This window comes from Agromyces aurantiacus, from assembly GCF_016907355.1.
Classification (GTDB): domain Bacteria; phylum Actinomycetota; class Actinomycetes; order Actinomycetales; family Microbacteriaceae; genus Agromyces; species Agromyces aurantiacus.
This window is the reverse complement of record NZ_JAFBBW010000001.1, coordinates 134,127-157,698: the sequence shown is the minus strand read 5'-3', so window position 1 is coordinate 157,698 and position 23,572 is coordinate 134,127. Positions and strand designations below refer to the sequence as shown.

Annotated in this window: 24 protein-coding genes; 16 read left to right on the top strand and 8 right to left on the bottom strand. The window is 73.0% G+C overall.

The genetic code is table 11. The features are described 5' to 3' along the window. Positions 1 to 33 precede the first annotated feature (33 nt). Positions 34 to 351: a hypothetical protein gene (locus JOD46_RS00720; RefSeq protein ID WP_204390878.1), complete on the bottom strand. Its 318-nt coding sequence runs from the start codon at positions 349 to 351 to the stop codon at positions 34 to 36. Between the two features lie 223 nt (positions 352 to 574). Between JOD46_RS00720 and JOD46_RS00715 the strand changes: the two genes are divergently transcribed. Further along, positions 575 to 3,001, top strand: coding sequence for a GMC oxidoreductase (locus JOD46_RS00715; RefSeq protein WP_239562497.1), 2,427 nt, complete (start codon positions 575 to 577; stop codon positions 2,999 to 3,001). Continuing rightward, on the top strand, positions 2,998 to 4,092 hold the full coding sequence (locus JOD46_RS00710; RefSeq protein WP_239562495.1) for an alpha/beta hydrolase: 1,095 nt from the start codon (positions 2,998 to 3,000) through the stop codon (positions 4,090 to 4,092). Before JOD46_RS00715 ends, JOD46_RS00710 begins: the two co-directional genes overlap by 4 nt. 83 nt (positions 4,093 to 4,175) lie before the next feature. Here JOD46_RS00710 and JOD46_RS00705 read toward each other — a convergent pair whose 3' ends face one another. Both JOD46_RS00705 and JOD46_RS00700 read right to left on the bottom strand, forming a co-directional pair. After that, positions 4,176 to 4,829, bottom strand: coding sequence for a cation efflux transmembrane domain-containing protein (locus tag JOD46_RS00705; RefSeq protein WP_204390876.1), 654 nt, complete (start codon positions 4,827 to 4,829; stop codon positions 4,176 to 4,178). Positions 4,830 to 4,840: 11 nt separating this feature from the next. After that, a complete protein-coding gene (locus JOD46_RS00700; RefSeq protein WP_204390874.1) occupies positions 4,841 to 5,206 on the bottom strand; it encodes an ArsR/SmtB family transcription factor in 366 nt (121 codons plus the stop codon). Positions 5,207 to 5,307: 101 nt separating this feature from the next. Between JOD46_RS00700 and JOD46_RS00695 the strand changes: the two genes are divergently transcribed. Further along, positions 5,308 to 6,678, top strand: coding sequence for an NAD(P)-binding domain-containing protein (locus tag JOD46_RS00695; protein ID WP_204390872.1), 1,371 nt, complete (start codon positions 5,308 to 5,310; stop codon positions 6,676 to 6,678). 106 nt (positions 6,679 to 6,784) lie between these two features. Next, entirely contained in the window at positions 6,785 to 8,548 is a 1,764-nt protein-coding gene (gene arsA / locus JOD46_RS00690) for an arsenical pump-driving ATPase (RefSeq protein WP_204390870.1), read from the top strand. Positions 8,549 to 8,596: 48 nt separating this feature from the next. Here the strand turns inward: arsA and JOD46_RS00685 are convergent, their stop codons facing one another. The 4 genes from JOD46_RS00685 to JOD46_RS00670 all read right to left on the bottom strand — a co-directional run bounded on the left by JOD46_RS00685 (position 8,597) and on the right by JOD46_RS00670 (position 11,434). After that, positions 8,597 to 9,259: an arsenate reductase ArsC gene (locus JOD46_RS00685; protein WP_204390868.1), complete on the bottom strand. Its 663-nt coding sequence runs from the start codon at positions 9,257 to 9,259 to the stop codon at positions 8,597 to 8,599. Then, entirely contained in the window at positions 9,256 to 9,672 is a 417-nt protein-coding gene (locus JOD46_RS00680; RefSeq protein ID WP_204390866.1) for an arsenate reductase ArsC, read from the bottom strand. The genes JOD46_RS00685 and JOD46_RS00680 overlap by 4 nt, the downstream gene beginning before the upstream one ends. Before the next feature lie 112 nt (positions 9,673 to 9,784). Then, a complete protein-coding gene (locus JOD46_RS00675; protein ID WP_204390863.1) occupies positions 9,785 to 10,678 on the bottom strand; it encodes a metalloregulator ArsR/SmtB family transcription factor in 894 nt (297 codons plus the stop codon). Between the two features lie 36 nt (positions 10,679 to 10,714). Then, positions 10,715 to 11,434 (bottom strand): hypothetical protein, encoded by a 720-nt coding sequence (locus tag JOD46_RS00670; RefSeq protein ID WP_204390854.1) that lies wholly within the window; start codon positions 11,432 to 11,434, stop codon positions 10,715 to 10,717. 93 nt (positions 11,435 to 11,527) lie between these two features. On the opposite strand from JOD46_RS00670, the gene JOD46_RS18390 reads away from it, so the two are divergent. The 6 genes from JOD46_RS18390 (at position 11,528) to JOD46_RS00645 (ending at position 17,814) form a co-directional block, all read left to right on the top strand. Then, positions 11,528 to 11,917, top strand: coding sequence for a hypothetical protein (locus tag JOD46_RS18390; protein ID WP_239562493.1), 390 nt, complete (start codon positions 11,528 to 11,530; stop codon positions 11,915 to 11,917). Next, positions 11,914 to 13,056: a class I SAM-dependent methyltransferase gene (locus tag JOD46_RS00665; protein ID WP_307834856.1), complete on the top strand. Its 1,143-nt coding sequence runs from the start codon at positions 11,914 to 11,916 to the stop codon at positions 13,054 to 13,056. The genes JOD46_RS18390 and JOD46_RS00665 overlap by 4 nt, the downstream gene beginning before the upstream one ends. An 8-nt stretch (positions 13,057 to 13,064) precedes the next feature. Then, positions 13,065 to 15,719 (top strand): adenylate/guanylate cyclase domain-containing protein, encoded by a 2,655-nt coding sequence (locus JOD46_RS00660; protein WP_204390850.1) that lies wholly within the window; start codon positions 13,065 to 13,067, stop codon positions 15,717 to 15,719. Positions 15,720 to 15,772: 53 nt separating this feature from the next. Further along, on the top strand, positions 15,773 to 16,072 hold the full coding sequence (clpS, locus tag JOD46_RS00655; protein ID WP_204390849.1) for an ATP-dependent Clp protease adapter ClpS: 300 nt from the start codon (positions 15,773 to 15,775) through the stop codon (positions 16,070 to 16,072). Beyond that, on the top strand, positions 16,069 to 16,566 hold the full coding sequence (locus JOD46_RS00650) for a DUF2017 family protein (RefSeq protein ID WP_204390847.1): 498 nt from the start codon (positions 16,069 to 16,071) through the stop codon (positions 16,564 to 16,566). The genes clpS and JOD46_RS00650 overlap by 4 nt, the downstream gene beginning before the upstream one ends. A 123-nt stretch (positions 16,567 to 16,689) precedes the next feature. Further along, positions 16,690 to 17,814: a DUF998 domain-containing protein gene (locus JOD46_RS00645; RefSeq protein ID WP_204390845.1), complete on the top strand. Its 1,125-nt coding sequence runs from the start codon at positions 16,690 to 16,692 to the stop codon at positions 17,812 to 17,814. An 81-nt stretch (positions 17,815 to 17,895) separates the two neighbouring features. On the opposite strand, the gene JOD46_RS00640 is transcribed toward JOD46_RS00645, so the two are convergent. Further along, positions 17,896 to 18,291: an SHOCT domain-containing protein gene (locus JOD46_RS00640; protein ID WP_204390843.1), complete on the bottom strand. Its 396-nt coding sequence runs from the start codon at positions 18,289 to 18,291 to the stop codon at positions 17,896 to 17,898. 171 nt (positions 18,292 to 18,462) lie between these two features. On the opposite strand from JOD46_RS00640, the gene JOD46_RS00635 reads away from it, so the two are divergent. From JOD46_RS00635 to JOD46_RS00610, 6 genes are all read left to right on the top strand, one after another. Continuing rightward, positions 18,463 to 18,894 carry a DUF6325 family protein gene (locus tag JOD46_RS00635; protein ID WP_204390841.1) on the top strand — a complete coding sequence of 144 codons (432 nt, stop codon included), beginning with the start codon at positions 18,463 to 18,465 and terminating at the stop codon, positions 18,892 to 18,894. 50 nt (positions 18,895 to 18,944) lie between these two features. Next, complete coding sequence (locus JOD46_RS00630) at positions 18,945 to 19,271, top strand: SHOCT domain-containing protein (RefSeq protein ID WP_239562491.1); 327 nt, start codon at positions 18,945 to 18,947, stop codon at positions 19,269 to 19,271. A 27-nt stretch (positions 19,272 to 19,298) separates the two neighbouring features. Beyond that, positions 19,299 to 20,372: an AI-2E family transporter gene (locus JOD46_RS00625; protein ID WP_307834855.1), complete on the top strand. Its 1,074-nt coding sequence runs from the start codon at positions 19,299 to 19,301 to the stop codon at positions 20,370 to 20,372. Between the two features lie 83 nt (positions 20,373 to 20,455). Continuing rightward, positions 20,456 to 21,604 carry a type III polyketide synthase gene (locus tag JOD46_RS00620; RefSeq protein ID WP_204390837.1) on the top strand — a complete coding sequence of 383 codons (1,149 nt, stop codon included), beginning with the start codon at positions 20,456 to 20,458 and terminating at the stop codon, positions 21,602 to 21,604. 3 nt (positions 21,605 to 21,607) lie between these two features. Next, on the top strand, positions 21,608 to 22,366 hold the full coding sequence (locus JOD46_RS00615; protein WP_204390836.1) for a methyltransferase domain-containing protein: 759 nt from the start codon (positions 21,608 to 21,610) through the stop codon (positions 22,364 to 22,366). Continuing rightward, on the top strand, positions 22,359 to 23,567 hold the full coding sequence (locus tag JOD46_RS00610) for an FAD-dependent oxidoreductase (RefSeq protein WP_204390835.1): 1,209 nt from the start codon (positions 22,359 to 22,361) through the stop codon (positions 23,565 to 23,567). The genes JOD46_RS00615 and JOD46_RS00610 overlap by 8 nt, the downstream gene beginning before the upstream one ends. Positions 23,568 to 23,572 lie beyond the last annotated feature (5 nt).

The window sequence follows — 23,572 nt, the reverse complement described above, 5'->3', positions numbered from 1 at the left end:
GCGCAATCCGCCCGGCTCGATCCGCGCGTCGCGCTACAGCGCCGCGATCGCGAGCCACACTCCGGCGGTCGCCAGGACGCCCATCGCGACGAGCGCGATCCCGACCCCGAACCGGCGGCGTGACTGGTACTCCCTTCCCACGAGCGCGATCACTCCCGCGGTGGACAGCGTGGTGACGATCGCCGCGGCCCAGAGCCACAGGTCGAAGGTCGGATCGGTGCCGGCGGCACCGTCGGCCGTCATCCGGAGCCCGCCGCAGACGGCGGCGACGAGCACTCCGAAGATGAACAGCAGCCCAGCCCCATCACGGGTGCCGGCGCCGGGCGGGACCGGCTCGACATCAGGCGTCATGGGGCGATGATCGCATGCGCCGGGGCCCGCGTCGATGACTTTCGGCCCGGCGGTCGGCCGCCCGGTCGGATCGGCCCGCGGCTCGAGGTGCGCCGGGCCTACCCCCAGTGGTGGGGGGACGCCGCGGATCCGCGTCGTTTCAGGGATCCCACCGATTGTGCGGCCCCGCCGGCAGTGCGACCATGAGGCATCCTCGCTCAAATGCGTGACCGGAGGGATGCGGATGGTCGAGTCGATCGAGCGTGTCGACGCCGTCGTGATCGGGTCGGGATTCGGCGGCTCGGTCGTCGCTCACCGCCTCGCCGAGGGCGGGCGCTCGGTCGTGCTCATGGAGCGCGGGCGCTCCTACCCGCCGGGCGCATTCGCGCGCACGCCCACCGAGTTCGGCGAGAACTTCTGGTCGCCCGGCGACGAGCTCTACGGGCTGTTCGAGACCTGGAGCTTCCGCGGCCTCGAGGGCGTCGTGTCGTCGGGGCTCGGCGGCGGCTCGCTCATCTACGCCAACGTGCTGCTCCGCAAGGATCCGGAGTGGTTCGTGCACGACTCGCCCCTCCCGGGCGGGGGTTACGAGAACTGGCCGATCTCGCGCGACGACCTCGAGCCGCACTACGACCGCGTCGAGGCGATGCTCGACGCGACGCCCTACCCGTACCGGGACACGCCCAAGACCGAGGCGTTCGAGATGGCCGCGCGTGCGGCGGGCCACGACACCCTCCGCCCGCCCCTCGCGGTGACGTTCGCCGACGCCGACGGAGCGGTCGGGCCGTTCCTGCCCGTGGCGCCGAAGCCCTACGGCAACCTGCACGGACGGGCCCGCTTCACGTGCTCGCAGTGCGGCGAGTGCGACATCGGCTGCAACTACGGCGCGAAGAACTCGCTCGACCACACGTACCTCTCCGCGGCCGCCCACCACGGCGCCGACCTGCGCACGCTGCACGAGGTCAGGGGCGTGCGCCCCGTCGACGACGAATGGGAGGTGCGGTATCGCGTGCACCGTCCGGGCGAGGGGCCGCCGGCCGAGGGCGCGATCCGCGCCCAGCGCGTGGTGCTCGGGGCGGGCACCTTCGGGTCGACCTACCTGCTGCTGCGCAACCGCGCCTCGCTCCGCGGCCTGTCGCCGGCGCTCGGCACGCGCTTCTGCGGCAACGGCGACCTCATCGGCTTCCTCATGGGGGCGAAGGAGCAGATCGACAAGGTCGCGCGCGCTCGCCGCATCGCCGGCAGCCGCGGTCCGGTCATCACGAGCGCCATCCGCGTGGGCGATCGAGTCGACGGCGACGGCAGCACCGGACGCGGCTACTACGTCCAGGAGGCCGGCTACCCCGGCTTCCTGAACTGGCTGCTCGAGACCGCGCAGCTGCGCTCCGTGGTCTCGCGGTCGACGCGCGTCGCGCTGACCATGATCGCCAAGCGCCTGAGCCTGGCCGGCGAGTCGAACATCTCGGCCGACCTCGCGCACGTGCTCGGTCGCAGCTCGCTGTCGACCAGTTCGCTGCCGGTGCTCGGCATGGGGCGCGACGTGCCCGACGGGGTCATGTACCTCGACCGCGGCCGGCTGGCCGTCGACTGGACCACCGCGACGTCGCTCGAGTACTTCGGGGCCATGCGCACGACGATGTCGGAGTTCGCTCGCTCGCTCGGGGCGCGGTTCGTCGACAACCCGCTGTGGCTGGCCAAGCGCGTGATCACGGTGCATCCGCTCGGCGGAGCGCCCATGGGGCGCAACGAGTTCGAGGGCGTCGTCGACCCGTGGGGCGAGGTGTGGGGGCACCCGGGGCTCTCGGTCGTCGACGGCTCGGCGATGCCGGGTCCGGTCGGCCCGAACCCATCGCTCACGATCGCCGCGTTCGCCGACCGAGCCGCCGACCGGATGCTCGAGTCGTGGCCGCGCCAGCGCCGCCGGCGCCGCCCGGCCACCGGGAAGGAGCCTCACATGGATGCCACGACTCCCGAACCGGAGGAGCCGCCGATCGGGCCCGCGCCGGGCGCGTCGGGTGCGCCCGGTGCGTCCCCCACCTCGGTCGCCTTCACCGAGCAGATGAAGGGCTTCTTCGTCCTCGGCGAGGGCGACCCCCGATCGGCGGCCGCCGATGCGCGCGTGCGCGACGAGCGCATGATGTTCGAGCTCACGATCACCGCGCCCGACATCGACGCGTTCGTCGAGGGCGATTCCCACGAAGGCGTCGCGACGGGCTACCTCGAGTCCGACGCGCTCGGCGGGCGGCAGCAGGTCGAGCGCGGATGGTTCAACCTCTTCGTCGGCTCGGCACGCGACGACGAGCGGCTCATGAAGTACCGGCTCTGGCTCACCACCGACGCGGGCACGCCCGTCACCTTCGTGGGGTTCAAGGAGGTGCGCGACGATCCCGGCTTCGACCTCTGGGAGGACACGACGACGCTCTTCGTGCAGGTCCTCGACGGACACGTGCCGCCGCCGGCGGAGGTCTCCGACACGGGCCTGCTCGACCCGACCGATCCCGCGGTGCTGGGCGCCGGCGTCCTGCGCATCGCGCCGCTGGATTTCGCCGAGCAGCTCACGACGTTCCGCACGACCGGTCCCGGCGGAGCCGAGGCCATGGCGCGATTCGGCTCGCTGTTCCTCGGCCGGTTGTGGTCGACGTACGGACGGCTCGCGAAGGAGGAGGCATGAGCGGCGGCGCGGCCACGAGCTCGACGGCCCGTCCGGCGCCCGTGCCCGTGCCCGCGCGCACGACGCGCGAGGACCATCGCACCGAGCACCTCCCGTTCCGCGCGGGAGACGGGCGCTGGCTCACGATGCTGCACGTCGAGAACCCGTCGATCACGCCGACGCGCGGTCCGGTGCTGCTCGTCCACGGCGCGGGGGTGCGCGCCGAGATCTTCCGGCCGCCGATCCGGCGCACGCTCGTCGACGCGCTCCTCGACGACGGCTTCGACGTGTGGATGCTCAACTGGCGCGCCTCGATCGACCTCGAGCCGGTCGCCTGGACGCTCGACGACGCGGCGGTGCACGACTACCCGGCCGCGGTCGCGCTCATCCGCGAGCGCACCGGCGCCGACGCCGTGAAGGCGTTCGTGCACTGCCAGGGGTCGACGTCGTTCACGATGTCGGCGATCTCGGGGCTGCTGCCCGACGTCTCGACGATCGTCACGAACGCCGTGTCGCTGCATCCGGTGCTGCCGGTCGGCTCACGCGTGAAGATCCTGGGTCTCGCGCCGACGATCAGCCGGGTCTCGCCGGTGCTCTCGCCGAAATGGGGCTACAAGTCCGAGGGCCCGTTCTCGCGGATGCTGCGCGCCGGCGTGACGGCCGTGCACGGCGAGTGCCGCAACCCGGTGTGCGCGATGGTGAGCTTCACCTACGGCAGCGGGCGCCCTGCGCTGTGGGCGCACCGCAACATCGACCGCGCGACGCACGACTGGATCACCGGCGAGTTCGCGGGCGCGCCCATGACGTTCTTCCTCCAGATGCGCGAGTGCGTGCGGGCCGGGCACCTCGTTCCCGCGGGCACCGCGCCCGGCATCCTGCCGAGCCTGGTCGCGCCGCCGCGCACCGACGCGCGCTTCGCGTTCATCGCCGGCGAGGACAACCGCTGCTTCCTGCCCGAGAGCCAGCAGCGCAGCTTCGATCACTTCGAGCGGATGGCGCCGGGCCGCCATGTGCTGCACCGGATCCCGGGCTACGGCCACCTCGACGTGGTCTTCGGCGCGGACGCGTGGCGCGACGTGCACCCGTTCATCGTCGACGAGCTGCGGCGCTGAGCGCACCGCAGCTCGACGCGGTCACTGGCAGCAGTCCTCGTCGCACGCCTCGGGCGGGCAGACGGTGGGGTCGCAGCAGTCCATCAGGTCACCTCCTCGGTCTCGTCGTCGTCGAGCAGCTCGAAGGGCGACTCCACGTCGCCGCGCCATGCCTCGATGCCCTCGCGCACGGCGAGTGCGGCGACCACCAGCGCTGCGGCCGAGTCGGCCCACATCCAGCCGAACAGGGTGTTGAGGAGCAGGCCCACCAGCACCGTGCCCGAGAGGTCCATGCACAGCAGCAGCTGGCGGGCGTCGGCCTGCACGCTCCGCGAGCCGAGCTCACGACCGGTGCGGAACTCGATCCACGCGAGCGCGGGCATGACCACGAGGCTGGCCACGGCGATCGCGATGCCGACGGGGCTGTGGTCGACCGCCTGCACGCCGGCGAGCGCGAGGATCGCGTCGATGCTCACGTAGGCGGCGAGCGCGAAGAAGGCGATGCCGATCGCCCGCACGGTGGGCTTCTCCCAGCGCTCGGGGTCCTTCCTCGTGAACTGCCAGGCGACCGCGACGGCAGAGAGGACTTCGATGAACGAATCGAGCCCGAACCCGATGAGGGCCGCCGAGGATGCTGCGGCGCCGGCGGAGACTGCGACGATGCCCTCGAGCACGTTGTAGCCGATCGTGGCGGCCACGATCCACCGGACGCGCCGGTGCAGGACCGCCCGGCGCTCGGCCGTGATCGTCGCGGTCATCTCGGTACCGGTCAGCGCGAGCCGGTGACGTCGAGCAGCTGCGAGAGCTCGCCGAGCGCGCCGGGGACGAGCCGGTAGTACGCCCAGGTGCCGCGCTTGCTGCGGGTCAGGAACCCGGCCTCCATGAGGATCTTCAGGTGGTGGGAGACGGTCGGCTGGCTGAGGCCGACTGGCTCGATGAGGTCGCACACGCACGCCTCCTCGCCCTCTGACGCGGCCACGATCGACACGAGCCGCAGCCGCGTCGGGTCGGCGAGGGCCTTGAGCTTGCGGGCGAGGACGTCGGCCTGCTCGGGTTCGATGGTCTCGCGGGTGAGGGGGGCGCAGCACACCGCCGTCGCGTCGGCCTGGGCCATCGGAAGCAGTGTCACGCTCATGCGGACGATCCTAGCCCGAATATTGACAAACTTCGATACAGTGCCGACACTGAATATCGAAGTTCATCGATGCGCATCCGAACCGCAAGGAGCAGCCCGACATGACCCTGATCGATCTCACCATGAGCAGCCTGCAGGAGCGCCGGCTCGACACCCTGCCCGTGGCCATCGTCGGCGCCGGCCCGGTCGGGCTCGCGGCCGCCGCGAACCTCGTCGAGCGCGGCATCGACTTCGTGGTCTACGAGGCCGGCGACGAGGTCGCGAGCAGCATCCGGCGGTGGGGGCACACCCGGCTGTTCACTCCGTGGAGGCATCTCGTCGATCCCGCGTCGCAGCGGCTGCTCGAGGCCGCCGGGTGGGAGCTGCCGTCGCCCGAGGTGCTGCCCACCGGGACCGAGCTGGTCGAACGCTACCTCGAGCCGCTCGCGGCACTCGAGCCGATCGCGTCGCGCCTCCGCACGGGCGTGACGGTCGAGGCGATCACGCGACGGGGAATGGACCGGACGCGCACCGCCAACCGCGCATCCACGCCGTTCCTGCTCCGCATCCACTCCGCCGACGGCATCAAGGAGACGACCGCGCGTGCGGTGATCGACGCCTCGGGCACGTACGAGCAGTCGAACAGCCTCGCCTCGTCGGGACTCGACCCGCTCGGGCTCACCGAGGTCGCCGACCGAGTGGGCCACGCGCTGCCCGACGTGCTGGGCCGTGAACGCGTGCGCTTCGCCGGCCGGCACACGACGGTCGTGGGCGCCGGGCACTCGGCGGCGAACACGCTCCTCGCCCTCGCCGAGCTCGCCGAGCAGGAGCCGGGAACCCGCATCACCTGGCTCATCCGCAACGCGAGCGCGGTCCGGGTCACCACCTCGGACGACGACGAGCTGGCGGCCCGGGCGGCCATCGGCCGCCGCGTCGAGGCGCTCGTGCGCGCGGGCCGGATCGAACTCGTCGACCGGTTCGAGATCGTCCGCCTCGGCCGTACCGACGACGGCGTCAGGCTGTACGGGCTCCGCGGCGACGACCTCGTCGAGCACGAGACCGACCTCGTCGTCAACGCGACGGGCTTCCGCCCGAACCTCGGCATGCTGCGCGAGATCCGGCTCGAGCTCGACGAGATCGTCGAGGCGCCGAGGCGCCTCGCGCCGCTCATCGATCCCAACGTGCACACGTGCGGCACGGTCGAACCGCACGGCTTCGCCGAGCTCGAGCACCCCGAGCCGGGCTTCTTCCTCGCCGGCATGAAGAGCTACGGTCGCGCGCCCACGTTCCTGCTCGCGACCGGGTACGAGCAGGTCCGCTCGATCGCCGCCTGGATCGCGGGCGATCTCGCGGCGGCGCGCAACGTCGAGCTCGTACTGCCCGCCACTGGCGTGTGCTCGACGAGCCTGGCAGCGGATGGCGCGAGCGCGGGCTCGTGTGCGACCGACGCCGGCGCGGCATCCGGAGCGCCCCGGTCGAGCTGCTGCGGCTGAGCTGTCGGCCCCTCGCCGGGTGACCAAAGTACCCGGCGCCGCGTCGCGACGGCGCGACGATGAGCAGGCCTCCCCGCGCACCGCCGATCCGACCACGGAGAATCGCATGAAGTTCCTCGACGACCTCCCGCGCTTCCTGTTCTTCACGGGCAAGGGCGGGGTCGGCAAGACGTCCGTGGCCTGCGCGAGCGCCGTCCGGCTGGCCGATGCCGGCAGGCGAGTCCTGCTCGTGAGCACCGATCCGGCGTCGAACATCGGCCAGGTCTTCGGCCTCACGGTGGGCAACGCGATCACGCCGATCCCGTCGGTGCCTGGCCTGTCCGCGCTGGAGATCGATCCCGAGGCTGCTGCCGACGCGTACCGTGAGCGGATCATCGGTCCGCTCCGGGGCACCCTTCCGGCCGAGGAGATCGAGGGCGTGACCGAGAGCCTCTCCGGCTCGTGCACGACCGAGATCGCCTCGTTCGACGAGTTCACCGAGCTGCTCACGGGTGGCGCGGCCTCCCGCGGGTACGACCACGTGATCTTCGACACCGCACCGACCGGTCACACCGTCCGCCTGCTGCAACTGCCGGGGTCGTGGAGCGAGTTCCTCACCGCCGGAGGGGACGCCTCGTGCCTCGGCCCGCTCTCGGGCCTCGAGCGCCACAAGGCCACCTACGCGAACGCGGTGCAGGCACTCACCGACCCGAGCCGCACCAGGCTCGTGCTCGTCACGCGCGCCCAGCGCTCGGCCTTGGACGAGCTCGAGCGCACGTACGCCGAGCTGGCCGAGATCGGCATGCCCGAGGGGTACGTGGTCGTCAACGGCGTGCTGCCCGATTCGGCCGGCACAGAGCCGCTCACGGCGGCCGTACGACGCCGCGAGGCCGCGGCGCTCGCGGCGATGCCCCCGCGGGTCTCGGCGCTGCCGAGGGACGTGGTCGACCTCCGCCCCGAGAACGTGGTCGGGGTCGATCAGGTGCGCGCGCTCTTCTCGCCGGCGGCGCCGGTTCCCGCGGGCGAGCGCGATCCGGGCGACGTTCCGCTCGACGGCGCCGGGCTCTCGGCGTTGATCGACGAGATCGAACGCGACGGGCGCGGGCTCGTGATGTGCATGGGCAAGGGGGGTGTGGGCAAGACCACGGTCGCGGCGGCGGTGGCCGTCCGGCTGGCGCTGCGCGGGCACGAGGTGCTCCTCACCACGACCGACCCTGCGGCGCACCTGGCGCAGACCCTCGACGGCGGCGGGCTCGACAACCTCACGGTCTCCCGGATCGATCCGGGAGCGGCGATCCGGGCGTACCGGGAGCGCGTCATGGCCGCCAAGGGCAAGGGGCTCGACGACGAGGAACGCGCCGCCCTGGCCGAGGACCTGATGTCGCCGTGCAACGACGAGGTCGCCGTCTTCCACGAGTTCTCGCGCGCGATCTCGGAATCGCGCCGCAGGTTCGTCGTGATCGACACCGCGCCGACGGGCCACACGCTGCTGCTCCTGGACGCGACCGGTTCGTACCACCGCGAGGTCACCCGGCAGATGGGCGACGGCGCCGGGTTCGTCACGCCGCTCATGCGACTGCAGGACCCGGCGCTGACCAAGGTGATCCTCGTCACGCTCGCCGAGACCACCCCCGTCCTCGAAGCCGAGGAGCTCGCGGCCGACCTCCGCCGCGCGGGGATCGAGCCCTGGGCGTGGGTCGTCGACGGCTCGATCGCCGCCGCCGAGCCCGCATCGCCGTTCCTGCGCCGCCGGGCGAGGAACGAGCTCGATCAGATCGAGCGCGTGCGCCGCGAGGCCGAACGGGTCGCGATCGTGCCGCTGCTGGCTGAGGAGCCCGTAGGGGTGGCCCGACTTGCGGCCCTGTCCGAGTCGATCCCACAGCGCGCCTGACCGCGTAGCCGGGTTCGGCTCACCGCGGCGACGCGGACATCTCGACGCTCATGCCCGGTCCTCCGAGGCGGTCGGCAGGATGTCAGCGAGCAACCGCTCGACGTGCGAGCGGATCTCGTCGCGCACGCGACGGACGCCGTCGAGGTCGAGCTCGGCCGGGTCGTGGAGGTGCCAGTCGAGGTAGCGCTTGCCCGGGTAGACCGGGCAGGCATCGCCGCAGCCCATGGTGACGACGGCGTCGGCGGCGCGCACGACGTCGTCAGTGAGCGGCTTCGGGAACTCCTCGCCGAGGTCGATGCCCTGCTCGGCCATCGCCGAGACGACCGCAGGCAGGATGTCTCCGCCAGGCTCCGACCCGGCCGAGCGCACGTGCACGCGGCCTGCGCCGAGCTCGCGCATGAGCGCGGCCGCCATCTGCGACCGGCCGGAGTTCTGGACGCACACGAAGAGCACTTCGGGCACGGCCTTGGGGATGACCCCCTTCGCCTGGGCGAGCGCGGTGAGTCGTTCGTTCGCGAACCGGGCGGCGAGGCTCGGCAGGTGCACGGTGATCCTCGCCGTGCGCAACAGCGCGGCGTAGGACTCGAAGACGACCCGTTCGACAGTCTCGGCGTTGACGATGCCGTCGAAGCGCGCGGCGAGGTGCTCGGCGCTGCGGTGAAGCACCTGGTGCGGGTCGTCGAGGGCGAGCTGCCCGTCTCGCGTGCTCATGCCCGCGGCTCGGCGGGCAGGATCTCGCCGAGCAGCTCCTCGACACGGCGGCGGATCTCGTCGCGGATGGGGCGGACCGCCTCGATGCCCTGGCCGGCCGGGTCGTCGAGCTCCCAGTCCTCGTAGCGCTTGCCGGGGAAGATCGGGCAGGCATCGCCGCAGCCCATCGTGATGACGACGTCGGAGTCCTTCACGGCCTCGGTTGTCAGCACCTTCGGCGTGTTGCCGGCGATGTCGATGCCCTCCTCGGCCATGGCGTCGACGGCGACGGGGTTGATCTCGTCCTTCGGCGCGGACCCGGCGGAGAGCACCTCGACGCGGTCGCCGCCGAGCTCGCGCAGGTAGCCGGCGGCCATCTGGGAGCGGCCGGCGTTGTGCACGCAGACGAACAGGACGGTGGGCTTCTCGGACATGGGCGACCTCTCTGGCTGGTACGCCTCAAAGCATAGATCAGCATCTATGCATTGACCAAGCGGATGTCGCGGAGTTCATCCCGCGTTCACCGCGCGCGCCGTCCGTGGGGCTTCACGTCAGCTCCGCGAGCAGTCCCCTCACACGCCGGTCGATGTCATCGCGGATGTCGCGCACCCGCGTCGTCGGCTGCCCGACAGGGTCGTCGAGCTCCCAGTCGAGGTACCGCTTCCCCGGGTAGACGGGGCAGGCGTCGCCGCAGCCCATCGTGATCACCACGTCGGCGGCGCGCACGACCTCGTCGGTCAGTGGCTTCGGGAACTCCCCGCCGACCGGCACGCCGATCTCGTCGAGCGCGCTCAGGATGGCGGGACTCACCTCGCCCGCCGGCTCCGACCCGGCCGTCCGCACGTGCACCCGGCCGCCCGCGAGATGGCGCAGGATCGCCGCCGCCATCTGCGACCGCCCGGCGTTCTGCACGCACACGAAGAGCACCTCGGGGGTCGCGTCCGTCTCGGCTCGCTGCGAGGCGAGCGCCGAGAGGCGGTCGGCGGCGAAGCCGGCGGTGCGCGAGGCCAGTCGCGGGGAACCCGCGGCGTGCCCGGACACGAGGTCGAGGCTCTCGCGCACGTACCGTTCGACGGTCTCGCGACCGAACGTGCCCGCGAAGCGCTGGGCGAGGTCGTCGACGATGCGGTCCACGACGACGTCGTCGGGCGGCGCGGCGGCGGGCTCGCCGAGCACTCCCCGCACGCGCTCGAGCTCGGAGGGTGCGACCGAATACCATGCCCGGCGCCCATCGGGTGTCCGCTCGAGCACGCCCTGGTCGTGCAGCGCCTTGGCGTGGTGCGAGACGGTCGGTTGCCGGAGTCCCAGTTCATCGGCCAGCGCGGTGACCGTCGCACGGCCGTCGGGGCTCGCGAGGATGAGTGCCAGCATGCGCGCCCGCGTCGGGTCGGCGATCACCGCGAGGCTGCCGGCTGCGCCATCCGCCCCGCCCTTGCCCATAGATGACAGTCTATGCGGCGCGCCTGGCGGCCCGGATCAACGACCCCACGCCGACGCCGGCGCCGTCACGACCGGCACGGGCGAGGTCGACCACCACGTGCCGTAGCCGTAGTGGCTCGACGCCCAGGGCGACGCCCAGATCGCCTGCGCGGTCGTCGCCGCCGAGGTGCCCGCCTCGAGCCCGGCGACGATGTCGACGTAGAACGAGCGCTTCTTGAGGTTGTCGGCGGCGTACCGCGCGGCGTCGACGAGGGTCGCGTAGCTGCCGAGCCCGCTGCCGCCGCCCGAGCCGTACCCGTTGTTCATGGGGTTGTTGCGGTTCCACCAGTTGTCGGGGCCGTTCTCCTCGCGCATCCACTGCACCATGAGGGTCACGTTCTCGTCGGTGAGCGGCCAGCCGCCGAACACGAGCACGAGCTTCGCCCAGTCGTAGTTGGTGCCGGATGCCACGAGCGTGTCGGGCCCGGTCGCGGCCGAGTAGTCCTCGGTGGAGACGCCGGCCGGCGCGATGTCACCGGGCACCTCGACCTGCTGCACCGCGCCGGAGAACGGCGAGAGCGCCGCCGCGGCCTGGTCGGCGACGGCGACCGAGGGGCGGGGCAGCGGCGCGAGCGCGATCGTCGCGAGCAGGCTCCCGACGGCCGCGGTGGCGGCGAGGGCCGCGACGCTGCGCCGACGGGGTGCACGAGCGGAGCGCCGTGCGGTCGAACGGATCGCCGCGCGGCGCTCACCGAGGGGGTGCGCCTGGTGTCGCATCGGGGGCGAGGGTAGCAAACGGGTCTGGGCGCCGCATGGGCTTGACGCGGGCGCGAGCGCGCCCTTCACGCCGCGTCGCGCGAGAATGGGGGCATGGGACGAGTTCGACTGGTTCGGGGCCACGGCGTGCAGCTCGTGCGGTGGCGCGCGGTCGAGCACGGCTGGGCGGCCGACGTGCGCCGCGGTCGTCGCCTCGCCGAGGACGCCGGGGGATGGACCGTCCTGATCGGCGGGCGGGAGCAGCGGTTCGAGCGCTCCGAGTGGACGGAGTTCATCGGCGAGCTGACGCCGCCCGGCGGGTCCCCCGGATCGCGGCAGGTCCGCCGGGTCGTGCCGCCGTCTCCCACGCGACCCGCACGCGAGACGGGCCCGGCGCCCGCCTCGGCGTACCCCCGCAGCGAGACCCTGCGCGACGTGCCCACGACCCGGCCGATCATGGAGCCGGCGCCCGACGAGCCCCACCGCGAAGACGGCCGGCGGTGATCGACTTCGACGCGCTGCGTCGCCATCCCGACCTCGAAGCGCCCGGACTCGCGGCCTCGGACGCCGCGGACCGGCTGATCCTCGACGAGGCCTCGTCCGCGCTCGCCGAGGCGACCTCGCCGCGCGAGGTGGTCGTGGTCGACGACGCCTACGGCGCGCTCGCCCTGGGCGCGGTCGACGCCGGCGCTCGCGAGGTGCGCGTGCACCAGGACGCGATCACGGGCGAACGGGCGCTCGCCGAGAACGCGGCCCGGCTCGGAGTGCCGGAGGAACGCCGGCCGCACAGCATGCCGTTCGACCCTGCCCTCGTCGAGGGCGCCCGGGTCGTGCTCATGCGCCTGCCTCGCGCGCTCGACCGGCTCGACGAGGTCGCGGACCTCGTGGCCGAGCATGCCGCGCCCGACGTTCGCGTCTTCGCGGGCGGACGCATCAAGCACATGTCGCTCGCGATGAACGACGTGCTCGGCCGGTGGTTCGACCGGGTCGACGTGACGCACGCGCGGCAGAAGTCGCGCGTGCTGGTGGCGTCCGGGGTTCGGAGGGGTCCCGAGACGCGCCCGGAGGGCGCTCCTCGACCGGCACGGGGGTACGACGAGGAGCTCGGGCTCGAGGTGGTCGCGTATGGCGGCGTGTTCGCGGGCACGACCGTCGACATCGGCACGCGGTTCCTGCTCGGCGTGCTCGACGAGGCGGCGCGGGATGCCGCGACCGCCGTCGATCTCGCGTGCGGATCGGGTGTCGTCGCGGCGTGGCTCGCGCGCCGGCGACCCGGGCTCGTCGTGCGCGCGTCGGACCGGAGCGCCGCGGCCGCGGCATCCGCCCGCCTGACCGCCGCGGCGAACGGCGTGGCCGACCGCGTGCAGGTGACGCGGGCCGACGGCCTCGAGCACCTGCCCGACCGCAGCGAACGGCTCGTGGTGCTGAACCCGCCGTTCCACTCCGACGCCGCCCTGCACACCGGCATCGCCGAGCACCTCTTCGCCGAGGCCGCGCGCGTGCTCGCACCGGGCGGCGAGCTGTGGTGCGTCTGGAACTCCCACCTCCGCTACCGGCCCCTGCTCGAACGCACCGTCGGGCCCACGCGGCAGATCGCGCGGAACCCGAAGTTCACCGTGACCGCGTCGACCGCCGCTGGTTGAATGGGGGCATGACCGCGAGGTCCCGCCTGCCGACGGGCACCGTCACGTTCCTGTTCACGGATGTCGAGGGGTCGACCCGGATGGCGGAGGCCGCCGGCGACGCCTGGCCCGCGCTGCTCGCCGAGCACGACGCCGTGGTGCGACGGGCGATCGCCGACCACCGCGGGATCGTCGTCAAGACCGAGGGCGACGGGTTCTTCGCGGTGTTCGCCTCGGCGCGCGACGCCGTCGCCGCGGCGGCCGACGCCCAGCGCGCGCTGGCCGCGCACGAGTGGCCGGCGGGCCGCCGGCTGCGGGTCCGGATGGGTCTGCACACCGGTACGGGCCGGCTCGGCGGCGACGACTACGTGGGCCTCGACGTGCACCGTGCGGCGCGCATCGCCGCGACGGCGAGCGGCGGGCAGGTCGTGCTCTCGGCGTCGACGGCCGTGCTCGTCGAGCGCGACCTCCCCGACGGCCTCGCGCTGCGCGACCTCGGCGAGCATCGCCTGCGCGACCTGTCGCAGCCCGAGGCGATGCGGCAGCTCGACATCGACGGGCTCGACTCGGAGTTCCCCGCCCTGCGCACCCTCGATGCCGTGCCCAACAACCTGCCGCTCCAGGTCACGAGCTTCGTCGGGCGCCGCGACGAGCTCGCGCACGCGGCGCGGCTCGTCCGGCCGGCGCGCGTGCTCACGATCACCGGCGCCGGCGGTACCGGCAAGACTCGGCTCGCGCTCCAGCTCGGCGCGGAGGCCGGCAGCGGGTTCCGCGACGGGGTCTTCTTCGTCGACCTGTCCCCGGTGCACGATCCCGACCTCGTCGCGTCGCAGATCCAGCGGAGCCTGGGCAGCCGGGCCGCCGCGGGGGACCGGCCGCCGCGAGACGCGCTGCTCGAGCAGCTCGCCGAGCGCGAGGTGCTGCTGATCCTCGACAACTTCGAGCAGGTGATCGAGGCGGCCCCGCTCGTCGCCGAGCTCGTGCGCGCCTCGCCACGGTCGGCGTTCATCGTCACCTCGCGCGGTCCGCTCCGGATCTCGGCCGAGCGGGAGATGCCGCTCGAGCCCATGCAGGTGCCGGACGCCACCGACCCCGAGACGCTCGCGCGATTCGACGCCGTGGCGCTCTTCCTCGAGCGGGCCGTGTCGGTGCGTCCCGACTTCGCGATCACCGAGGAGAACGCCGCTGCCGTCGCCGAGCTCGTCCGCGTGCTCGACGGACTGCCGCTCGCGATCGAGCTCGTCGCCTCGCGCGTGCGACTGCTCCCCGTGCCCGAGATCCTCGCCCGGCTCGACCTCGCCGCGCCCGGCGCCGGTGCCGTCGACCTGCCCGAGCGCCAGCGGACGATCGAGGGCGCCATCGCGTGGAGCCACGACCTGCTCGACGAGCCCGTGCGCCGGCTGTTCGCCCGCCTCGGCGTGTTCGCCGGCGGCGCCGACCTGGCGCAGATCGAGCGGGTCTGCGCCGATCCCGGCGTCGACGTGCTGACGGGGCTCGCCGAGCTCGTCGACCAGGGCCTTCTGCGGCAGGTGGCCGGGCTCGACCGGGCGCGCTTCCGCACCCTGCACGTGATCCGCGAGTACGCGTTGGCGCGGCTCGCGGAGAGCGGCGAGGGCGACGACGTGCATCGACGGCACCTCCAGGCGTACGCCGACTGGGCCGAGCAGCTGGCGCCGCGCCTGCTGGGCGCCGACCGCAAGGCCTGGCTCGACCGATTCGACGCCGACCACGACAACGTCCGCTCCGCACTCGACTGGGCGGGGGTTCACGGCGAGGCGAACCTCGCGCTGCGGCTCGCGGCGGCGTCCTGGCGGTTCTGGCAGTCCCGCGGCCACCTGCACGAGGGGCGCCGCCGGCTCGAGGCCGCGCTCGCGCTGCCCGGCGGCGCCAAGCGGCACCGGGCCGACGCGCTCGAGGCGCTCGCGGGCGTGTGCTGGTGGGAGGGCGAGATCGGGCGGTGCCTCGAGCCGTATCGCGAGGCCCTCGCCATCCACCGCGAGCTGGGCGACCCGGCGGCCATCTCGAACGCGCTCTACGACCTCGGGCTCGCACGCGCCGTCTGGGCCCGGACCGGCTCCGGCTCCCAGGACCGCCTGGAGGACATCGAGCCCCTGTTCCGAGAGGCCCAGGAGCTCTCGAGCCGCCTGGGGGACGAGAACGGGCTGGCCCAGATCGCGTGGGGCCGCGGCATCGCCATCGCGTCGCTCGAGGGCTTCACGCCGCCGGCCCTCGAGCAGTGGAAGGCCAGCATCGAGCACTACGCCCGCGCGGGCAACGAGTTCGGCCTCGGCTGGGGAGTCTTCGAGGTGGCCAACTACGCGGTGCGCAACCGCGATGTCGATACCGCGCGGCAGAGCCTGGAACGCGGGCTCACCCTGTTCGCCCGACACCGCGACGTCTCCGCCCTGGTGATGTTCATCGCGCTCGCGTCCGGGCTCGCGCGGGCCGAGGGTGACGACCTGCGGGCGGCGCGGCTGGCCGGCGCCTACCGCGCGCTCCGGAACGCCACGGGCACGAACCTGGTCGATCACCACATCAACCAGGTGCCCGACCTCACCTTCGAGGACCCGGAGCAGCTGACGGGCGAGCTCGCGGCGGCGTTCGACGAGGGAACCGGGATGGATCTCGACGCGGCCGTCGCGTACACGCTCGAGGGCGTCCGCGCGCCGGCCTCCGGCACCTGACTCGTCCGCCCCATGGGGGACGTGCGAGCGGGCCACGAGCATGTCAGGCTGGGATGGTGACGTCCACGATCGAGCAGCTCGACGCCGACCTCGTCACCGACGAGGCCGTGCGCCCCGACCTGCCGTGGCAGACGATCGTGTGGGACGACCCCGTGAACCTCATGACCTACGTCACCTACGTGTTCCGCAGCTACTTCGGCTACCCACGCGAGGAGGCCGAGCGGCTCATGCTGCTCGTGCACCACGAGGGGCGCGCGGTCGTCGCATCCGGCAATCGCGAGGCGATGGAGCGGCACGTGCAGGCCATGCACGGGTACGGGCTGCAGGCGACCGTGTCGAGGGCCGAGCCGTGATCGTCGCCGGACGCGAGGGCGGCGCCGACGGCGTGCGGATCGTGCTCGAGACCGAGGAGGCGATGCTGCTCTCCGAGCTCGCCGACCAGGTCGACTCGGTGCTCCTGCTCGGCGGGGAGGACGACCCGGCACTGGGCCGGCTCTTCCCTTCGGCGTACCAGGACGACGAGCAGTCGGCGCACGAGTTCGCCCGGTACACGCGCGAGAGCCTCGTCGACGGCAAGCGCCAGGCGGCGCAGGCGGTGCGGGATGCCACGGCGACCGACCGCGGCGAGGGCCTCGTCGAGATCGAGCTCGACCAGGCGCAGGCGTGGGGCTGGCTGACGTTCCTGACCGACCTCCGCCTGATCCTCGCCGAGCGCGTCGGCGTCGCCGACCCCGACGAGGCCGAACCGGCCGACGAGGAGCGCGACGACTACCTGCGCGCGGCATACGAGTGGGCCGGCATCGTGCAGGGCTCGATGCTCGAGGTGCTCGACCCGATCGGGCACTGAACGGACGGGCGTGTCGCGGGCCGTCTGCTCGCCGCGCCGCACTCCGCACTGGCAGGCTGGTGCCGCGGGCCCGGCGCCTGCGCCGGGGGACGGCGCGACGGGCGGCGCTGAGCGGAGGAGCGGATGTCCCAGCCGACGTCGATCATCGGGGTGCTGCGGGAGCCGACGCGCACCATCGAGTCCACCGAAGCGTCGGCGCTCATCGTCGGGGCGGCGGCGTTCGTCGTCGCCACGCCGATCGGGCTGCTGATGTTCTGGGGGCGCGAGCTGCCCATCTCCGGGCCGGGCTCGCTCGGCGCGGCCATCGCGATCGGCGCGGCGATCGTCGCGATCCTCGCGTTCGTCTCCGGCCGGCTCGTGCTGCGGCGCCGGTTCGGTCGGCCGCCGGCCGACCCCGCCGTCGAGGAGGCCGCCGCGCGCGAGGCCGTGGGCCCGCGCGGGGTCGAGCCGCCCCGCCTGCACTGGTTCGACGTCGTCGCGCTCTCGGTGGCGCACGCGGTGATCGCGCTGCTCGGCTGGGTCGCGCTCGCCGACGTGCTCGAGCAGGGGTTCATCGGCGCGCCCGTCTACCCGATCCCCGGTGCGCTCCTCTTCGGCGTCGCCCTCGCCCTCACGGCCTACGTGTGCTTCCTCTCGGCGGTCCGGATGACGCCCATGCTGCTCTCGATCGTGCTGGCGGTGTTCCTCGTGGTCGGTGTGATCACCGCGATGCTGAGCTCGAGCGACCCGCAGTGGTGGCAGAAGAACCTCAGCGCGCTCGGCATGACCGACGACCTGTCGGCACTGGCCTTCAACCTCACGCTCATCATCGCGGGCGCGATCGTGACCATCGTCGCGCGATACGCCACGGCCGGTCTGTCGACCGCCACCGAGCGCGACCGTCGCGGCCGCGACGTGGTGCGCTACGGGCTCGTGGCGATCGGCATCCTGCTGGCCTGCGTCGGCGTCTTCCCCGTCGACGAGTTCTTCGCGCTGCACAACACCGTGGCGACGGGGATGGCGGTCGTGTACGCCGTCATCGTCATCGGCCTGCCCCGGTTCCTGCCGTCGATGCCGCGCGTGTTCGTGATCCTCGGGTGGGTCTACGTCGGCGTCATCGCGCTGCTCGGCGTGTTCTTCGCCGTCGGCTACTACAACCTGACCGCGGTCGAACTCGTCGCCGGCCTGCTCATCTTCAGCTGGATCATCCTGTTCCTCCGCAACACCGGACCGGCGGCACCGGCTCGGGTGGTCGCCGTCACGGCGTGACGCCGGGCGAGCGGATGGCGCTGCCGCCGCCGCACGACGAACGGCCGGGCGCTCGCGCGCCCGGCCGTTCGCGTCGGTCGATCAGGAGTGGGACAGCGCCTTGGCCTTGAGGGCCTCGTACTCCTGGGCGTTGATCGTGCCCGCGTCGAGCAGCGCCTTGGCCTTGGCGATCTCGTCGGAGGGGCTGTGCGCGCCCGCGGTCTGGCGGATGTACTGGTCGGTCTGCGCCTGCATCTCCTGCGCCTGCTTGGCCGAGCGCCGCGCCATCCCATCGCCGCGGGCGATGAGGTAGACGAGGGCGGTGAGGAACGGCAGGAAGATCAGGAAGATGATCCACACCGCCTTCCACCAGCCGCTGAGCTGGTGGTCGCGGAAGAGGTCGCCGATGATCGCGAACAGCGCGAACAGGTAGGCGATGAATGCGAAGCTCCAGAAGAAGATCCACACGAAGTTCCAGAAGTTGTCCCAGAAGTCCACGGGGGTGCGCCTTTCCAGTCGATGACGGGGGCGACCGTCCCGCCCCCTGAGCGTCACCCTATCGACGCGCGCGCATCGTCCCGGGACTTTCGGCACGTCGGCGCGCCGGGACCGTCGGCTTGACTCGTTGGGCGCGGCGAGCGCCGCGGGAACGAGGAGCAGGGGGAACGCATGGCCGAGTTGGAGTACGGGCCGGTCGACATCTACGTCGTGAGCTTCCAGGGCGACAGGCCCGACGACGCGACGCTGTCGGCCCTCGGCGACCTGATGGTGGGCGAGGAGGTGCGCCTGCTCGACCTGCTCATCGTCGCCCGCCGCGAGGGCGGCGAGGTGATCGTGCGCGAGTTCGAGGAGTTCCGCGACGAGTTCGGGTTCACCGTGGTCGAGCTCGAGGCATCGGGCGTCATCGGCGACGAGGACATCGACGAGCTCGCGGAGTCCATCCCGGAGGGCAGTGCCGGAGCGATCATGGCGATCGAGCTGCTGTGGGCGAAGAAGATCGCCTCGGCGTTCGCCGCATCCGGTGGCGAGGTGCTCCAGGTGGAGCGCATCCCCGCCACCGTCGTCAACGAGGTGTTCGCCGCTGCGGCGGCGGCGGAATAGGGAGGACGGACATGCCACTGGGTAGGGGAGGACGGCCGGGACTGATCGGCATGGCCGCGCGAACCGCGGTCGTCGCCGGGACCGCGACGGCGGTGAGCGGCAACGTCGCGCGTCGCCAGCAGAACCGGTACGCGAACCAGCAGGCCGAGCAGCAGGCGGCCGCGCAGCAGCAATGGGAGGCGGAGCAGTACCAGGCCCAACAGGCCGCGGCAGCGCAGGCCGCGGCGGCGCCACCGCCCCCGCCGGCGGCACCCGCCGCGGCGCCCGCGGGCGGCGTCGACGTGGTGGCCGAGCTGCAGAAGCTCGCCGCGCTCAAGGAGCAGGGCATCCTGAACGACGCGGAGTTCGCCGCGGCGAAGGCCAAGCTGCTCGGCTGAGACGGGGGCGCGACCTAGGGTGGTCCCGTGAGCGATCAGGGACCCCCGGCCGCACCCTCGCCGAGTGCGCGCAGCGCCGTGCTGGTCATCGCTGCGCTCCTCGCACTCGGCGCGATGTGGTTCGCACGCGAGATCGTGGCGCCGCTCGCGCTCGCCGCGGTGCTCGTGATCATCGTGCACCCCATCCGGCATCCGCTGCAGCGGCACGGATGGCCGAGGTGGGCGGCGACGAGCGTCGTGGTCGCGGTCGCGTACCTCATCCTCGGCTCGCTGGCCGCGCTGCTGGTGTTCGCCGGCTTCGAGTTCGCGCAGCTCGTGACCGATGTCGTCGACGAACTGCGGGCGGCCGGGGCATCCCTCGCCGACTGGCTCTCGTCGATCGGGTTCGGCGGCCAGGTCGCCGAAGCGGCCTCCTCGGCGCTCGACCCGTCGCTCCTGCTCGACGTCGCGCAGGGTGTGAGCGGATGGCTCGTCGGGTTCCTGACCGCGGCCTTCTTCGTGCTCGCGTACGTGATCTTCATGGCCGCCGACGCGGCGCGCTACGGGCGGGCCGAGCAGGCGTTCGGATCGTCGGTCCGGCCGGCGATCCAGCGCATCCGCGCCTACAACTCGTCGGTGCGCCGCTACTACGTCGTGAACGCGACGTTCGGCGCGGTCGTCGCTGTCCTCGACGGGCTCGCGCTGTGGGCGCTCGGCATCCCGGTGCCCGCGGTCTGGGCCATCCTCGCGTTCGTCACGAACTTCATCCCGAACATCGGCTTCGTGCTCGGGCTGGTGCCGCCGGCGGTGCTCGCGTTCGTGGTCGGGGGCCTGCCGATGATGCTCGCCGTGATCGCGATCTACTGCGTCGTGAACGTCGTGCTCCAGGTGCTGCTGCAGCCGAAGTTCGTCAGCGACGCCGTCGACCTCTCGCTCACGCTGAGCTTCTTCTCGGTGGTGTTCTGGACGTTCGTGATCGGCCCGCTCGGCGCCATCCTGTCCATTCCGCTCACGCTGCTCGTGCGCGACGTGCTGCTCGATCGCGATCCCGGGGCCCGGTTCCTGCGCTGGCTGTCCGGCGACGCGAGCATCCCCCAGCAGACGCCCAGCGTCGATCCCTAGACCCGCGCCACCCTGCTGGCTAGTCTGCAAGCGGGAGGGGGCCCTATGCCGCAGCACCGACGTTCCGATCCGAGGTCCACGGCATGAGCGCGGTGGTGCACCTGCGCGGCCTGTCGACCGCCGTTCCCGGCACCGAGCTGCCGCAGCCCGCCGTGCGCGACGTCTTCCAGACGCAGCCGGGACTCAACCGGCTGGCCCAGCGCATCATCGGCACCTCGTTCGACGTGTCGGGCATCGAGCGCAGGTACACCGTGCTCGAGGAGCTCACGTTCGAAGAGCGCGGCGACGACCCCGTGTTCTTCGACCGGTCGACGGGCGAGCTGAAGCTGCCCGGCACCAAGGCGCGCAACGAGATCTACGCCGTCGAGGCGACGAAGCTCTACCTCGAGGCCGGCCGCGCCGCGATCGAGGCGACGCCGGGCATCGAGGCATCCGACATCACGCACGTCGTCACGGTCTCGTGCACGGGCTTCTACGCGCCCGGCCCCGACTACATGCTCGTGCGCGACCTCGGGCTCGGTGCGGCGGTGCAGCGCTACCACCTCGGGTTCATGGGCTGCTACGCGTCGATGCCCGCGCTGCGCACCGCGCGGCAGTTCTGCGAGGCCGACCCCGACGCGGTCGTGCTGGTCGTGAGCGTCGAGCTGTGCACGCTGCATCTGCGCTCCTCGAACGACCCCGACACCATCGTCGCCTCGTCGCTGTTCGCCGACGGCGCCGGCGCAGGGATCGTCACCGCGCGGCCGCTGGAGCCGGGCGAGCGCGCGTTCGCGCTCGACCGCTTCGAGACGCGCATCACGCCCGTCGGCGAGGGTGACATGGCGTGGAAGATCGGCGACCACGGCTTCGAGATGGTGCTCTCGAACGCGGTGCCATCGATCATCGACGACCACATCACGGGCGCGCTCGAGCCGCTCTTCGCGCCCGACGCCGACCTGGCCGAGGCGCTCGCGACGGATGCCGCGGGCGAGCACGTCGCGCACTGGGCGATCCACCCGGGCGGGCGGAGCATCCTCGACAAGGTCGAGTCGCGACTCGGGCTCTCCGAGTCGCAGCTCGTGCCCGCACGCTCGACGCTGCGCGACTTCGGCAACATGTCGAGTGCGACCGTGCTCTTCGTGCTGCGGCACATCCTCGACCAGGACTCGTCGGCGGAGGGCGACCGGGTCGCCGCGATGGCGTTCGGGCCCGGCCTCACGGTCGAGTCGGCGCTCATGACGGTGAAGGGCTGACGGATGGCGCGGCCCGCGGCCGAGCCGGGACTGCTGCACGCACTCGCCACGCTCGACCGCCGCGACGCCGACGCCGCCGAACTCATGGACGATCCGGCGGCCGACCCCGACGTGCTCGACCGCACCTACCACCGCTTCGGCATCGTGAACCGCCTCGTGTCGCGCCCCGCCGCGGTCTACGAGGAGTGGGTGCGGCCGCGTCTCGCGACCACGCATTCGGCGCGGCTGCTCGACGTGGGCGCGGGCGGCGGCGACCTGCCGCGCGAGATCCTCCGCCACGCCGAGCGCGACGGGCTGCGGCTCGAGATCGTCGCGATCGATCCCGACGAGCGCGCCGTCCGCTACGCCTCGCGCCACGAGGGGCCGCGGTTCCACGCACGGGTCGCCACGACCGCCGACCTCGTCGCCGAGGGCGAGACGTTCGACGTGGTCTGGTCCAACCACGTGCTGCACCACCTGACCCCCGCCGAGCTCGGCGCGCTCCTCGCCGACACCGAGCGGCTCGTCGCCCCCGGCGGCATCGGAGTGCATGGCGACATCGAGCGCAGCGTCGGGGCGTACCTCGGGTTCTGGGCGGCGACGCTGCCGTTCGCGTTGAACGTGCTCGCGGGCTCGTTCATCCGACCCGACGGACTCACGTCGATCCGGCGTTCGCACACCGCCCCCGAGCTGGCCGCCGCGATCCCGCCCGGATGGCGCGTCAAGCGCGGGTTCCCCTCACGGCTCGAGCTCGTGTGGGGCAGCGAGATCCCCGATGACTGACGGGTCGGCCCGGGCGCGGGGCGACGTCGACGCGGGCGCGCCGGCCGCACCCGATCCCGACGGGCCGATCCACGACGTCGCGGTGGTCGGCGCGGGGGCCGTGGGGCTGCTCCTCGCCTGCCTGCTCGCCCGCCGCGGGCTCGACGTCGTCGTGCTCGAGCGCCGCGAGGTCGCGCCGCCGACCACCGCCTCGTCGCGGGCCATCGGGATCCACCCGCCGGGACTCCGCGCCCTCGACGCCGTCGGCGTCGGCGAGGAGGTGCGCCGCAGGGCGGTGCCGATCCGCGACGGCCGCGTGACGTGCGAGGGGCGCGTGCTCGGGGCGATGCGGTTCCCCGGCTCGGGCATCGTGCGGTCGCTCCCGCAGCGCGAGGTCGAGGCGCTGCTGGAGGACCGGCTCGCCGCCGCGCCGTCGGTGCGGATCCGCCGCGGCGTCGAGGCGACGTCGGTGCGCGATCGCGGCACGCACGTGGTGGTCGGCGGCATCGAGGCGGGTGTGCCGGTCGAGGTCGCCGCGCGCTACGCGGTCGGCGCCGACGGGGTGCGCAGCGCCATCCGCCCGCTCATCGGCGCCGACTGGAGCCGTCGCCGCGGCAGGGGCACCTACGTGATGTGCGACACCCGCGACGACACGGGGGCGCCTGAGAGCGCGCTGCTGCACTTCGAGCCCGCAGGCGTGGTCGAGTCGTTCCCGATGCCGGGCGGCCGCCGGCGCTGGGTCGCGTGGGTCCGACGGTCACCCGCCGAGCCGGATGCGTCGGCGATGGCGACGATCGTCTCCTCGCGCACCGGGGCGGGCTTCCCGACGGATGCCGCGGGCGCGCCGACCGCGTTCGAGGCCGCGCAGCACCTCGCCGTGCCGCTGGCCGCCGGCCGCGTCGCCCTCGTCGGCGACGCCGCGCACGAGATCAGCCCGATCGGCGGCCAGGGCATGAACCTCGGCTGGAGCGACGCCGTGCACCTCGACCGCGACCTCGCCGGCGCGCTCGCCGCGGCCGCGCCGATCGACGTGTTCGCCGCCTACGACCGTTCGCGTCGCGCCGCCGCGACCCGGGCGATGCGGCAGGCGGCGTTCAACATGCGCATGGGCGCGCCGGCCTCGGGGTTCCGGCTGCGCGCCCGCAACGGCGCCGTGCGGGTGCTCGCGCTGCCCGGCCTGCGCGGGGTGCTCGCGCGGGCGTTCACGATGCGCTGGTTGTGAGGGGC